Origin of the sequence: Rahnella laticis, from assembly GCF_015644585.1 — a bacterium.
Lineage (GTDB): Bacteria > Pseudomonadota > Gammaproteobacteria > Enterobacterales > Enterobacteriaceae > Rahnella > Rahnella laticis.
This window is the reverse complement of the sequence record NZ_JADOBI010000003.1, coordinates 446,719-460,680: the sequence shown is the minus strand read 5'-3', so window position 1 is coordinate 460,680 and position 13,962 is coordinate 446,719. Positions and strand designations below refer to the sequence as shown.

12 protein-coding genes and 1 other annotated feature (1 of these 13 only partly in view) are annotated in these 13,962 nt (G+C 51.8%); of the genes, 6 read left to right on the top strand and 6 right to left on the bottom strand.

Translation table 11 applies throughout. The features are described 5' to 3' along the window. Positions 1-8: 8 nt before the first annotated feature. The 3 genes from ettA to IV433_RS08320 form a co-directional block, all read right to left on the bottom strand. On the bottom strand, positions 9-1,676 hold the full coding sequence (gene ettA, locus IV433_RS08330) for an energy-dependent translational throttle protein EttA (protein ID WP_152325195.1): 1,668 nt from the start codon (positions 1,674-1,676) through the stop codon (positions 9-11). A gap of 218 nt (positions 1,677-1,894) precedes the next feature. Next, entirely contained in the window at positions 1,895-2,593 is a 699-nt protein-coding gene (rcsA, locus tag IV433_RS08325; RefSeq protein ID WP_195813681.1) for a transcriptional regulator RcsA, read from the bottom strand. Positions 2,594-2,934: 341 nt separating this feature from the next. After that, positions 2,935-5,673, bottom strand: coding sequence for a cation-transporting P-type ATPase (locus IV433_RS08320; RefSeq protein ID WP_195813682.1), 2,739 nt, complete (start codon positions 5,671-5,673; stop codon positions 2,935-2,937). Between the two features lie 648 nt (positions 5,674-6,321). Between IV433_RS08320 and sltY the strand changes: the two genes are divergently transcribed. Both sltY and trpR read left to right on the top strand, forming a co-directional pair. Beyond that, positions 6,322-8,241 (top strand): murein transglycosylase, encoded by a 1,920-nt coding sequence (gene sltY / locus IV433_RS08315; RefSeq protein ID WP_195813971.1) that lies wholly within the window; start codon positions 6,322-6,324, stop codon positions 8,239-8,241. A gap of 56 nt (positions 8,242-8,297) precedes the next feature. Next, entirely contained in the window at positions 8,298-8,633 is a 336-nt protein-coding gene (gene trpR / locus IV433_RS08310; RefSeq protein ID WP_104923402.1) for a trp operon repressor, read from the top strand. A gap of 36 nt (positions 8,634-8,669) precedes the next feature. Here trpR and yjjX read toward each other — a convergent pair whose 3' ends face one another. Next, positions 8,670-9,203 carry an inosine/xanthosine triphosphatase gene (gene yjjX / locus IV433_RS08305; protein WP_195813683.1) on the bottom strand — a complete coding sequence of 178 codons (534 nt, stop codon included), beginning with the start codon at positions 9,201-9,203 and terminating at the stop codon, positions 8,670-8,672. A gap of 51 nt (positions 9,204-9,254) precedes the next feature. Between yjjX and gpmB the strand changes: the two genes are divergently transcribed. Continuing rightward, positions 9,255-9,902, top strand: a complete 648-nt coding sequence (gpmB, locus tag IV433_RS08300; protein ID WP_195813684.1) for a 2,3-diphosphoglycerate-dependent phosphoglycerate mutase GpmB — start codon at positions 9,255-9,257, stop codon at positions 9,900-9,902. Between the two features lie 12 nt (positions 9,903-9,914). Here gpmB and robA read toward each other — a convergent pair whose 3' ends face one another. After that, positions 9,915-10,778, bottom strand: coding sequence for an MDR efflux pump AcrAB transcriptional activator RobA (gene robA / locus IV433_RS08295; protein WP_195813685.1), 864 nt, complete (start codon positions 10,776-10,778; stop codon positions 9,915-9,917). 206 nt (positions 10,779-10,984) lie between these two features. On the opposite strand from robA, the gene creA reads away from it, so the two are divergent. Further along, positions 10,985-11,467: a protein CreA gene (gene creA / locus IV433_RS08290; protein WP_195813972.1), complete on the top strand. Its 483-nt coding sequence runs from the start codon at positions 10,985-10,987 to the stop codon at positions 11,465-11,467. Between the two features lie 102 nt (positions 11,468-11,569). Here creA and arcA read toward each other — a convergent pair whose 3' ends face one another. Then, positions 11,570-12,286 (bottom strand): two-component system response regulator ArcA, encoded by a 717-nt coding sequence (gene arcA, locus IV433_RS08285; RefSeq protein WP_013577079.1) that lies wholly within the window; start codon positions 12,284-12,286, stop codon positions 11,570-11,572. A gap of 665 nt (positions 12,287-12,951) precedes the next feature. Here arcA and IV433_RS08280 point away from each other — a divergent pair. Together IV433_RS08280 and thrL are read left to right on the top strand one after the other, a co-directional pair. Further along, positions 12,952-13,638, top strand: coding sequence for a tRNA/rRNA methyltransferase (locus IV433_RS08280; RefSeq protein WP_195813686.1), 687 nt, complete (start codon positions 12,952-12,954; stop codon positions 13,636-13,638). Positions 13,639-13,854: 216 nt separating this feature from the next. After that, a complete protein-coding gene (gene thrL, locus IV433_RS08275) occupies positions 13,855-13,923 on the top strand; it encodes a thr operon leader peptide (protein ID WP_071823645.1) in 69 nt (22 codons plus the stop codon). Next, positions 13,862-13,962: a sequence feature (Thr leader region), on the top strand; it runs 16 nt beyond the window's last position. It overlaps the preceding gene by 62 nt.

Here is a 13,962-nt window from a genome sequence, read left to right as displayed (position 1 = left end):
AAAGACGATTACTTGATCATCTTTTTGTACTTGATGCGCTTCGGCTCTAACGCTTCGGCACCTAAAGTACGTTTTTTGTATTCTTCGTATTCGGTGAAGTTACCTTCAAAGAATTCAACTTTACCTTCATCCTGATAATCAAGGATGTGGGTCGCTATACGGTCGAGGAACCAGCGGTCATGGGAAATGACCATGGCGCAGCCCGGGAATTCCAGCAAGGCGTTTTCCAGTGCGCGCAGGGTTTCGATGTCGAGGTCGTTGGTCGGTTCATCGAGCAGCAGCATGTTACCGCCAACCTGCAGCAGTTTTGCCAGATGCAGGCGACCGCGCTCACCACCGGACAACTCACCGACGCGTTTGCCCTGATCAACCCCTTTGAAGTTGAAACGGCCTACGTACGCGCGGCTTGGCATTTCGGTCGTGCCGATACGCATGATGTCCTGACCACCGGACACTTCTTCCCACACGGTTTTACTGTTATCCATTGAGTCACGGAACTGATCAACGGACGCCAGTTTCACCGTGTCGCCCAGCTCAATCGTGCCGCTGTTTGCTTCTTCCTGACCGGACATCATGCGGAACAGTGTGGATTTACCGGCACCGTTCGGGCCGATAATGCCGACGATAGCGCCTTTCGGTACGGAGAAGGACAGATCGTCAATCAGAACGCGATCACCATAAGATTTGCTCAGGTTCTTCACTTCAACGACTTTGTCGCCCAGGCGTGGACCTGGTGGAATGAACAGTTCGTTGGTTTCGTTACGTTTCTGGTATTCGGTGTTGTTCAGCTCTTCGAAGCGAGCCAGACGGGCCTTGCCTTTAGACTGACGGCCTTTCGCGCCCTGACGAACCCATTCCAGCTCTTTCTCAATAGATTTACGACGGGCCGCTTCGGAGGAAGCTTCCTGCGCCAGACGTTCATCTTTTTGTTCCAGCCAGGTGGAATAGTTACCTTCCCACGGAATACCTTCGCCGCGGTCAAGCTCAAGGATCCAGCCCGCCACGTTATCGAGGAAGTAACGGTCGTGGGTAATCGCCACAACGGTCCCTTCGAAATCGTGCAGGAAGCGTTCCAGCCATGCCACGGATTCTGCATCCAGGTGGTTGGTCGGTTCGTCGAGCAGCAACATGTCTGGTTTTTCGAGCAGCAGGCGGCACAGCGCCACGCGGCGGCGTTCACCCCCGGACAGGGTCGCGACTTTCGCATCCCAGTCTGGAAGGCGCAGCGCATCGGCAGCACGTTCCAGCTGGCTGTTCAGGTTATGGCCGTCGTGTGCCTGAATGATTTCTTCCAGCTTGCCCTGCTCGGCGGCCAGTTTGTCGAAATCGGCTTCCGGCTCAGCATACAGCGCATAAACTTCATCAAGGCGTTTGAGTGCGCCCACCACTTCAGAAACGGCTTCTTCCACGGACTCACGCACGGTGTGTTCCATGTTCAGTTGCGGTTCCTGCGGCAGATAACCAATTTTCAGATCAGGCTGCGGGCGCGCTTCGCCTTCGATATCGGTATCGATACCGGCCATGATGCGCAGAAGGGTAGATTTACCTGAACCGTTCAGACCCAGAACGCCAATTTTGGCGCCAGGGAAGAAACTCAGGGAGATGTTCTTAAGAATATGACGCTTCGGCGGAACAACTTTGCCGAGGCGGTGCATGGAATATACGTATTGAGCCACGTTGTTTTGAGCCTCTTTCTCTGCGGGCCGCGCGCATGAGCCGAATCATTGAGACTGATCCGGCGGGCGCAGCGGCGAATTAAAGCCAGCCCCGCCTGACTGCGGCATGACTGATAAGGGTTCCGACCGGGAAGTTTAGCGTGTTTCAGTCGTGTTCCCAACCATCAGCTTCACAGTAAGGGAAGAATGTTGCTGGCCGGATGCAGGGGCGTTAACGGTTAGCCGAAAGGAACGGTGAATTCATCCGGTTCACCGGTGAGCCGGATAGGCTGGGTTCTGCCGACAAACATTCCGGTGGTCAAAATATCTGTGAGCTTAACGACATGATAAATAGCCTGTTTATTTTGGGTTTTAACTTTGCGCTTAATGTTGCCTTTGTGAGACGCCACCGTTTTCTGCTTGATGTTCAGGTGTTGGGAAATGTTTTGCGTGTTCAGCCCGGACATCCACATTTTCAGAATGCTTGACTCGGTACGGCTCAGACTGACCGGCGTGAGATCCAGCGGTTGCTCCGTTTCAACTTCAGGCTCGGCTTCTGTGAAACGTGACAGTTGCAGATTGTGCGCGATCAGCTGGTAAATCGTGGTGGTGCGAATCGACTTTGAAATGATGATGATGTTTTTCCGGATCGGCACATAGTTCTGATAATTCAGGTTTTCTTTGGAAATAAACACAAAGAACAGCGTACCGGGATGCGCGTTGATCACTTCCCTTAACGCGTGACCGGACTGTGCATCAGTGACGAAGCAGTCTTCGTTTACAAAGATGATTTCAGGCCTCAGGGAATTGCATGCGGCTTGCAGTGCGTTGATGTCCTTAAGCGAAAGAATATCTTTCTGGTGTTGTCCGTTAAGTTGCAAGAGTGAATGCAATGCCAGCTGCGTGTAAAAGCACTTATCTACAATGAGCGATGACATCGTAAGTTACCTATTTTTTGGCTCTATGTTTTTCTGCAGGCGCAGAGAGCTCGTTTTTATAAATCGACCGGTTTGATCAACGCAGCCGTACTGCGATGGGGGCGTATCCCTGGAAATTGCCGTTTGGCGGCAAAATATGACTTTGCTGTGTGACGGGAGAACCCTTAGGCAGAGTAATAAAGCGGGGAAGGATTGATGTAAATCAGCAGAACCGGCTTTGGGACGTTTTGTGAGATCTTTGAGACGAAATGAGGGCGATGCGCGTTAAAGTTTTAGAATTGTGATGTTTATATTGAAAAAAAACCGGGCTACAGAAAGTAGCCCGGTAAGCGGGAAACTCGCTACGCTTTTTTACGAATGAAGCGGTTAACCAGCCATTTCTCGATTTCGACAATCACGAAGATCATCGCACCGACCAGCAGGGTAATGCCCCAGAATTTCAGCGGCAGCGGTACGGTGCCAAACAGGTGGTTCATCACTGGCAGATAAATCAGCGCCAGTTGCAGCACCAGCAGCACGCCGGAGACAATCCACAGACCTTTGTTGACGAACACTTCGCGGCTCAGCGGGAAGCGATCCATCACGCGGCAGTTAAACATGTACACCCACTGCGCGGTGACCAGCGTTTGCAGCAAGACCGTACGAATCAAATCGCTGCTGTAGCCGAGTGGTTGCATCCAGGCTTCAAGAATGAAGGCGCTGCAGGCAATCAGAATACCGACGAACGCGATACGCCAGACGGCGTGCAGGTCTAACACATGCTGACCCGGCTCACGCGGACGGCGGCGCATCATACCTTTCTCGGCAGGCTCAAAGGCCAGACCAAATGACAGCGTGGTCGACGTCGCCATGTTCATCCACAAGATTTGCACCGGCGTCAGCGGGATCACAGCACCGGCCAGAATCGCCAGGATAATCAGCAGCCCCTGCGCGAGGTTAGTCGGCAGAATAAACAGAATGGTTTTCTTCAGGTTGTCGTAAACACGACGGCCTTCTTTCACCGCACTGGCGATGGTCGCGAAGTTGTCATCCGTCAGCACCATATCGGCAGCTTCTTTGGTAACTTCGGTGCCCTTGATGCCCATCGCGATGCCGACGTCAGCCTGTTTCAGCGCAGGCGCATCGTTCACGCCGTCGCCGGTCATGCCGACCACTTCACCGTTTTCCTGCAACGCTTTCACCAGACGCAGCTTATGCTCCGGACTGGTGCGGGCGAAAATATCGTACTGGCTGGCAGCGACCGCCAGTTCGGCGTCGTCCATGTGCTCAAGCTCGTTGCCGGTGATGGAATCCCCGCTGTTGCCAATACCTAACATTTTGCCGATGGCCATTGCCGTTTCCTGATGGTCACCGGTGATCATCTTCACGCGGATCCCGGCCTGCTGACATTGCGCAATCGCATCAATGGCTTCCGGACGTGGCGGATCCATCATTCCGGCGATACCGGCGAAGACCAGGCCTTGCTGCAAATCGTCGTGGCTCAGATCGCCGTTGATTTCCGGCTCATCCCTGAACGCGGCGGCAACCATACGCAGGCCCTGACGGGCGTAGCGCGCCATCTCTTCTTCCCAGTATTCGCGGCGGAAAGGCTGCACACCGTTTTCGGTCAGCTCAAATGTCGCCAGCGAGAACAGAACGTCGGGCGCACCGGTCACAAAGAGCTGCGTTTTGCCGTTAATGCGCTGCAACGTCGACATGTATTTGTGCTTGGAATCGAACGGGATTTTATCCAGAGATTCGATTTTACCGGTGTTGAGCGTACATTTGGCCGCCAGCACTTTCAGCGCGCCGGAGGTCGGCCCGCCGGTAATGCCCCAGTGGCCTTTGTCGTCCTGAATCAGCTGGCTGTCATTACATAAATCGACCGCCGTGATGAAGGTGTTCAGCACCGGCGTATTGATGACATCAATTTGCTGCTGCGTCGTGGCGTCCACAATCCGGCCTCTCGGCTGGTAGCTTTCACCTTCCACGTTATAAGCACGGTCTGCCAGAATCACCGCCTTGACGGTCATTTCATTCATGGTCAGCGTGCCGGTTTTATCCGAGCAGATGACGGTCATTGAACCCAGCGTTTCGACGGTCGGCAGCTTACGGATAATCGCGTGATTACGCGCCATCGACTGAACGCCGAGGGACAGAATAATCGAGATAATGGCCGGTAAACCTTCCGGCACGGAGGCCACGGCGAGGCTTATCAGCGACAGCAACAGCTCGCCGAGCGGCATGTCGCGCAGGATAAAGGCGAAGACAAACAGGAACGCCATCATCAGCAAAATCAGGGCGAAAATGCCTTTACCCAGCTTGTCGATTTGCTGCAACAGTGGGGTGCGCTGCGGTTCAATCGACGACATCATCTGGTTGATATGACCCAGTTCGGTGTCTTTACCGGTGGCATACACCACGCCGGTGGCCGTACCGCCGCTGATCATCGTGCCCGAGAACAGCAGGTTGTGACGGTCGCCAATCATGACTTCATCGTCGATAGTACGGGCTGTTTTGGTGACGACGGTAGATTCGCCGGTCAGGATGGCTTCTTCAACCTGCAGGTTATGTGCGCTGACGATACGCAGGTCTGCCGGGATTTTATCGCCCGGACGCAGCTGAACGATATCGCCGGGTACCAGTTGATCGGCATTGATGGTCTGAATCTGTCCGTCGCGGATCACAACCGCCTGACTGGACAGCATATTCTGAATGCTTTTCAGCGATTTCTCGGCGCTGTTTTCTTGCAGAAAACCGATCATGGCGTTAATGACGGCAACGCCGAGGATCACCAGCGTGTCCACCCAGTGGCCCATCGCACCGGTGACGACCGCTGCCGCCAGCAGGATGTAAATCAGGACGTCATTGAAATGCGCGAGGAAGCGCATCAGGGCGCTTTTGGTTTGTTTTTCCGGTAAGGCATTCGGACCAAATTCTTTCAGGCGCTCAGCGGCAACCTGGGGATTCAGACCGGCTTCGCTGGTTTCCAGACGCGACATGGCGTCGTTACCACTAATCTGATACCAGTTTTTGTTTTCTGCCGCCGCTGAAGAAGAAGGGCTGGCATTGGTTTTGACAGATGATGATGAGTGAGTCATATACTTTTCCATAAGCGATGAATAAGAATGCTTGCACGTGATTAAATTAAGCGTGTAATTACTACGGGTATTCAAATCGGTTTGAGAATATGAAGTGATAATAAGTAATTACGCTAAAATAAAATTGATCTGAACCAATAAAGACTTTTATAACGCTATCAATAATAAATTTTTTCAATGAAAACATTGTGTTAATTAAATTAGGAATATCGGTATTATTTACTCTTCATTTAGGTTTTGTTTAGAGTTTAAATATCACGGTAAATTAGCGTAAATAAAGATAAGTTTTGTCAGTGTATTTATTCAGATTCTCATTGTAAGGGTGCTATCTATTTGTGTTCTCTCAAATATCCGGCTTTTATCGCGGTCATAATATTGCTATTTGCGCTTATTCATCTGCTACGTTGTGTTACGTAAAATAAGCGTGTGGTTCTCTGGTAACGGCTTTGCGCATGCCTCACACTGTGTAAAGTTTGTGATGCTGTTCCCGCATGACTTCAATTTTAAAAATGAATCGATTAGCGTAGTGACTGTCTGCAGAACGAAGAACAGTTCTTACATCAAAAACAGCAGGTCTGTAGGGCAATATCTGTGCCGCTGGCACAGCAGGAAGGACAACCCGTGAGGATAAAGGCAAGTATGGTCAAGGTGGACAAATGGCACGCTCTGGCAATGAGCGTAGTGCTGGTGACAGCATCGGGCGTGGCGAAAGCGGATTCGCTGGATTCTCAACGTCAGCACTATATGCAGATTAAACAGGCGTGGGATAACAATCAGATGGACGTCGTTGGCCAGCTGATGCCGACGCTCGAAGATTATCCTCTTTATCCTTATCTCGAATACCGCCAGCTGACGCAGGATCTGGGCGAGGCGACACCGGCTCAGGTGAATGCTTTTGTGAAAGCGAATCCGACCTTGCCGCCGGCGCGTTCCCTGCCTGCACGCTTTGTGAATGAACTGGCGCGTCGTCAGGACTGGAACAGTTTGCTGTCTTTCAGCCCGCAGCCGCCGAAGCCGGTCGCCGCCCGCTGTAACTATTACTATGCCAAATGGGCCACCGGCGATCAGAAAACCGCGTTTGATGGCGCGAAAGATATCTGGTTGACCGGCACGTCTCTGCCCAATACCTGCGACAAATTATTCACCGTCTGGCAGGGCGCAGGCAATCAGACGGCACTGACGACGCTGCAACGTATTGGTCTGGCGATGAAAGCCGGGAATACCAGTCTGGTGAGTTATCTGGCGAAGCAGTTGCCGCCGGATTATCAAACCATGCGCGACGCACTGGTTGATCTGCAAAACAGCCCGAATACGATTGAAAGCTTTGCGCGCAACGTCGGGCCGACCGATTTCACCCGTAACGCCACCAGCATTACGTTCGCCCGCATTGCCCGCGATGATTCGGAAAACGCGCGTTCGATGATCCCGGTTCTGGCGCGTTTGCAGAAGATGAGTGACAGCGATCGTCTGGAACTGGAAGAAGCCGTTGCCTGGCGTTATATGGGCAGCGATGCCACGCCGGAGCAGGCCGCATGGCGTGATAACGTGATCTTGCGCAGCCATTCCACCACGCTGGTTGAACGTCGGATCCGCATGGCGCTGGCTGCCGGTGACCGTCAGGGCCTGAGTCAGTGGCTGGAGCGTTTGCCTTCGGACGCTTTGCAGCAGGACGAATGGCAATACTGGCGTGCGTCGGTCATGATCGACAAAGGGCAGCGTTCGCAGGGTGAAGCGATGCTGCGTACATTAATGCAGGGGCGCGGTTTCTATCCGATGGCGGCGGCGCAAAAGCTGAATGTCGCGTATCCGATGCAGATTTCTGTGGCGACGAAACCGGATTCCAGCATAGCGGCATTACCGGAAGTAGCCCGCGTACGTGAACTGATGTACTGGCAGATGGACAATCTGGCGCGCACCGAATGGAGCTATCTGGTGAGCAGCCGCAGTACGGCGCAGCAATCCGCGCTGGCGCGTTATGCCTTCGAGCAAAAATGGCCGGACCTGAGCGTACAAGCCACGATAACCGGCAAGCTGTGGGATTATCTCGAAGAACGTTTCCCGCTGGCATGGCCGGATGAATTCCGCCGTGCGACCAATGATAAAGGCATTACCCAAAGTTACGCGATGGCGATTGCCCGTCAGGAGAGCGCATGGAATCCGAAAGCGCGTTCTCCGGTGGGCGCGGCGGGCCTGATGCAGGTTATGCCTGCGACGGCGCAGCACACGGTAGACATGTTCGGTTTGCAGGGTTACAGCAATCCGGCGCAGTTGCTGGAGCCGCAGATGAATATCACCATCGGCACCAGCTATCTTGAATACGTCTACCAGATGTTTGGCCGCAACCGAATTTTATCCAGCGCCGCCTATAACGCTGGTCCGTCGCGGGTGAATACCTGGCTGGGAACCAGCGCGGGCAGGGTGGACTCCGTCGCATTTATCGAAAGTATCCCTTTCTCTGAAACGCGCCGATATGTTAAAAATGTGTTGGCTTATGATGCGTTTTATCGCTATTTTTTACATCAACCGGCCAAAATTTTGACGGATGCCGAATGGCAGAGGCGTTACTGATTTTCGGGCGTTTATGTTAAGCTGCTGTACTAGTTCAATAGTATGGCAGCCCTCACATGACGCAACGAACACTCACTGACCCTGCTCTTTCCCAACAAGGCAATGAGGACTGGCAGTGCTTTCTGGCACTGCTACAGCAATCTTTTGCTGAAAATCTGCATCAGGATTTGTTGCAACTGCTTCTGACGCCCGACGAACGTGCGGCGCTGGGAACGCGGGTGCGCATTATTCAGGAACTGATGCGGGGAGAAATGAGCCAGCGGGAGCTGAAAAGCCAGCTGGGTGCCGGTATCGCGACGATAACCCGGGGTTCCAACGGCCTGAAAACAGCACCGGCGGAACTGAAGGAATGGTTGGGTGAGCAGTTACTGTCAGAAAAAACGGACGACTGATGCGTCCGTTTTCGTTTTAATTTCAGGTTTCAAAACTCAGTGCGTCTGCGCGCGAGCCTGATACACCGGATTATGGAACGGCGCTAAAGCCAGAACCAGCGCCTGATGATAAACGCTGGTGCGCGTCAGTTTACCCGCCGTAAAAATGCCAATCGCGCCGCCTTTACGTTTAACTTCCGCAATACCGGTCAGCTTCTCCATCTCATCTCCCAATTCGCTGCCCTGATTGATTCCCTGTAAAATAATTTCAGGTAACATCAGGCTCGCAGAACGGGATTCGCCGCGCTGGTGCATATTCTCAATCACCATCCAGGCGAACGTCATATTGTCTTCGATACCGGCTTCCACGCCGACCCAGAAGTCCGCTTCCGGGCGAACCTGACGCGCACCAATGACGCGATGACGCGCACCGGTACGGGTTTCATTACTGCCGATGGGCTGATTTGGAACACCACTATCGACGTCAACGCCTTCAATGCGAAACGCCTCAGCGCCGAAAATGTCTTCAAAAGCCATGGCGATAGCTTTGATCTTTGCCGGGTTAGTGGTTGCAGCGACAACATGGTACATAGAGTTCTGGCATCCTTTAGCAAATTTCACGCAGTATAACGGAAAACACACATGTTACAGGTATATCTCGTCCGTCACGGCGAAACAGAATGGAACGCAGCGCGTCGTATTCAGGGGCAGTCAGACAGCCCTCTGACGGCTAAAGGTCTTTATCAGGCCCGTCAGGTTGCTGAGCGCGTGCGCAACGAAGGGATCACTCACGTTATCACCAGTGATTTAGGGCGTACCCGTCACACCGCGCAGATTATCGCTGATGCCTGCGGCTGTGAAGTGATCAATGAGCCGCGCCTGCGCGAGTTGCATATGGGCGTGCTGGAAGAACGTGTTCTGGATGGCCTGACTGAGCAGGAAGAAATCTGGCGTAAGCAGATGGTGGATGGCTCACCGCAAGGGCGTATTCCGGAAGGCGAAACCATGACGGAGCTGGCGGCGCGTATGCGTGCTGCGCTCGATAATTGCCTGCAACTGCCGCCGGGCAGCAAACCTCTGCTGGTCAGCCACGGCATTGCGCTGGGGTGTCTGATCAGTACGATTCTGGGATTGCCTGCGTATGCGGAACGTCGTCTTCGCCTGCGTAACTGTTCATTGTCGCGCGTGGATCATCAGCAAAGTGCGTGGCTGGCGAATGGCTGGATTGTGGAAACGGCGGGCGATGTATCACATCTGGATCTGCCCGCGTTAGACGAGTTACAACGCTAACGCCTGGAGGCGTTAGCGGCGGATTGGGATCAGGTAATCGCACTGTATTTCTAATGGTGCAGTGCCGGGAGCACGGCCATTAGTGTAGAAGCGTTCGATATCCTGTCCCTTTCTGCGGGTCAGTTTCAGCGTTGGCAGACAGGTGCTGTACAACGTCAGAATAAACTCCTGCAAATGCTCAGGCGTGCCATTGTAGTGGAACATGGCATACTCGCCTTCCTGCAACACAATCGGCTGACCTTCAACATTTTCAGGCAGATGCGCAGGCTCAAGCGCGGTCGTGTAAAGGACTTCCTGTTCGTCATCTTTTTCCTGGCTTGGACGCGAATGGTGCAGGCCATAAAGTATCGGTGGCAGCGTTTTCGCTTCACCAATATATTGACGCCAGAAATGGCGGCGCATTTCGTTACGGTACGTGGTGATTTGCTCTAGCGTACAGGCGTAACTTTGCGTCATACCGATCAGATGCTGTTCAGGCAGCGCGATATATTCCGGCTGAGGCAGAATAAACGCACCCAGACGAATTGGCGGGCAGATCCCGAAGGAATGCCAGTCTTCAGCACGACGATACAGTGCCGGAGTTTGAGCAAATTGCTTTTTGAATGCCCGCGTAAACGTTTGTTGAGAGTCAAAACGGTACTGAAGGGCGATATCTAAAATGGGGCGACTGGTGAGGCGCAAAGCGACGGCGGCTTTAGAAAGACGACGCGCGCGAATATAAGCACCGATTGCATTGTTTGTGACATCTTTAAACATTCGCTGCAGGTGCCACTTGGAATAGCCGGCCTTGGCTGCGACATTGTCGAGTGACAAGGGCTGGTCTAAATGGGTTTCTAACCAGCTAAGAAGGTCACGAATGATTCCTGCTTGATCCATAGATCGTCCTCGTTGAGCTAAGATAATTCACAGAATGTTGCGCGCATAATAGCAACTTTTTACTGATAAGACTTCCTAAGAATTTTTTGGCTATCTGTGCTATTTGCAGGTGTTACAGAGTATTTCATTCAGAAACTGTGAATGCACGCTTTCCGAATGGGGTTTCTTTAGAAAACAACGTCATGCTCATGACGTGGAGTAACTTAATGAAAAAGTGTTGGATTTTTGTATTTGGGATGTTTGTTTTTTGTTCCGGGGCGGCGCATGCCGAGGAAGTCGGGTCGGTCGATACGGTCTTTAAATTGTTCGGACCGGACCATAAAATCGTCGTCGAGGCCTTTGATGATCCTGATATTAAAAATGTAACGTGTTATATCAGTCGCGCGAAAACCGGCGGGATTAAAGGCGGATTAGGGCTGGCAGAAGACACATCCGATGCGGCGATTTCCTGCCAGCAGGTTGGCCCGATCGAACTGAGCGATAAGATTAAACAAGGCAAAGACAAGGGAACGGTGGTGTTTCAGAAACGGACTTCCCTGGTGTTTAAAAAGCTTCAGGTCGTTCGCTTTTACGATGAAAAACGTAACGCGCTTATCTATATGAGTTATTCAGACAAAGTCGTCGATGGCTCACCTAAAAATGCGCTGAGCGCTGTTCCGATCATTCCGTGGGCGCATACGACGCCGTAAGTTTTTGAGGATGTTCAAAGCAGAACTCAAACAAAAGGCCAGCTTTCGCTGGCCTTTGACGTTTTATAGCGTCGTCTACAGAGCGGTTGGCAACCTTCTGTATTAGTCTTCCAGATCACCACAGAAACGGTAACCTTCGCCATGAATGGTCGCGATGATTTCCGGAGTATCTGGCGTCGCTTCGAAGTGTTTACGAATGCGGCGAATGGTAACGTCAACAGTACGGTCATGCGGCTTCAGCTCGCGGCCGGTCATTTTCTTCAGCAGGTCGCCACGGGTTTGAATTTTGCCCGGGTTTTCGCAGAAGTGCAGCATTGCGCGGAATTCGCTGCGCGGTAACTTGTATTGTTCGCCCTGCGGGCTGATCAGTGAACGGCTGTTGATGTCCAGTTCCCAACCATTGAATTTGTAGCTTTCGACCAGACGACGTTCTTCACCGGTCGTGCCCAGGTTCATCGTGCGGGACAACAGATTTCGTGCGCGGATAGTCAGTTCGCGCGGGTTGAATGGCTTAGTGATGTAATCATCAGCGCCGATTTCCAGACCCAGAATTTTGTCGACTTCGTTGTCGCGGCCCGTCAGGAACATCAGTGCAACGCTGGCTTGTTCGCGTAATTCGCGTGCCAGCAGCAGGCCATTTTTTCCTGGCAGGTTGATATCCATGATAACCAGATTGATGTCATTTTCGGACAGAATGTGGTGCATTTCAGCGCCATCATTGGCTTCATGTACCATGTAGCCTTCTGCTTCAAAAATGCTCTTTAACGTATTACGTGTCACTAACTCGTCTTCGACGATCAGAATGTGAGGGGTCTGCATGATTGCTACCTAAGATTGCCAACAAATAGAAAATAGGAGTACAGAAGTCCTTGTTATCCCAATGAATTTTGATGCCTTATTGGCCATCTCACTCGTTACATGACTAAAGTACGTAAACGCGTTCTCGATGCAATTTCCATCAACGGCAACAACATCGCAAGCTCGGTCAGGGATTCCACTTTCTGCAGTTCCACGGGGTCCTAAAGCGGCGAACATCCTAACCCTATTAACAGCAATATAACAGCGAGTGCCGAAATTACCACCCAACAAAATTACGGTTTGTTGACATATATCAAGTTCAATTGTAGCACGGTAACAGAACAGTGAAAAACACTTACAAGAATGCACGCTTGAGTCACATTTCGGCCTTTATTGTACACGATTCAGCAATTCACCAGGCAACGAAAGATAAATGCAAAATCTGTATGTGTCGTTATTATATATCCATATGAAAAATAATGATAAATTTTTCTTTAAAGTTGGCTTAACCGCGCCAGCACCTTTTTTTCCTATCGGGTAAGCTTTTCCGATAAAATAAAAGAATATATTGAGCCGACTGTTAAGTTCTTGTGAAGAATATAAGCGATGAATAGTTTTGGAATTGGATAAAATTTCATCGCTGAAAAACGGGCGGCAATTTCATTCACTCTTTGCAGGGGCGCGACATGCAACTTCATATTATTTTAGTTTCTCCGGCCCGCCCGGAAAATGTCGGCGCGGCAGCCCGGGCAATGAAAACGATGGGCTTCGCGTCATTGCGCATTGTCGACAGCGAAGCGCACCTTAAGCCGGAAGCTGGCTGGGTTGCACACGGTTCGCAGGAGATCCTGCAAAATGCGCTGCATTTCAATACGCTCGCCGAAGCGCTGGCCGACATTGATTTTACCGTCGCCACAACTGCACGCAGCCGCGCGCGTTTTCACTATTACTGCACGCCGCAGGAATTGCAGGTTCAGCTCGAAGAGAAGAGCGACTGGTTAAACCACGCGGCGCTGGTGTTCGGGCGCGAAGATTCCGGGCTGACGAATGAAGAGCTGGAACTTGCCGATGTTCTGACCGGCGTCCCGATGGTGGCGGATTACCCGTCGCTGAATCTGGGCCAGGCGGTGATGGTTTTCTGCTATCAGTTGTCGGCGCTGAATCAGGTGACGTCGGCGAAAGCAGAAAATGCGCAGGAAGGGCAGTTGTCTGCACTGCGTGGCAGAGTCGATCGTTTACTGGAAAATGTCGGTGCCGGAGACGACCAGAAACTGTCCGACTGGCTGCATCAGAGACTCGGTCTTTTGCAGCAGCGTGACGCCGCAATGCTGCACACTTTGCTGCATGACATCGAAAAAAAGCTGACCCAATGATCTGACGGGAATATCCGCTTCACTGGTGTGATCTTCGGTGTGAAAGAAACAGACCTGCGGATAACACTGGAAATGTTTTTAAAGGCAGCTCATTATCCATTTAATTCTGTCCGTGATTAACCGGGCAAAAACAGAAAAAAATTGACTTATTGTGCCTTATGCTTTAGCTAATAGAGGCAGACAGAGTACAAACCTAAAGACAGACAGAAAAATAAAATGCGAATCATCAGCCTGAACACAACAATTATTACCACCACCGATACCACAGGTAACGGGGCGGGCTGACGCGTACAGGAAAAAGAAAAAAAGCCCGCACCTAAACAG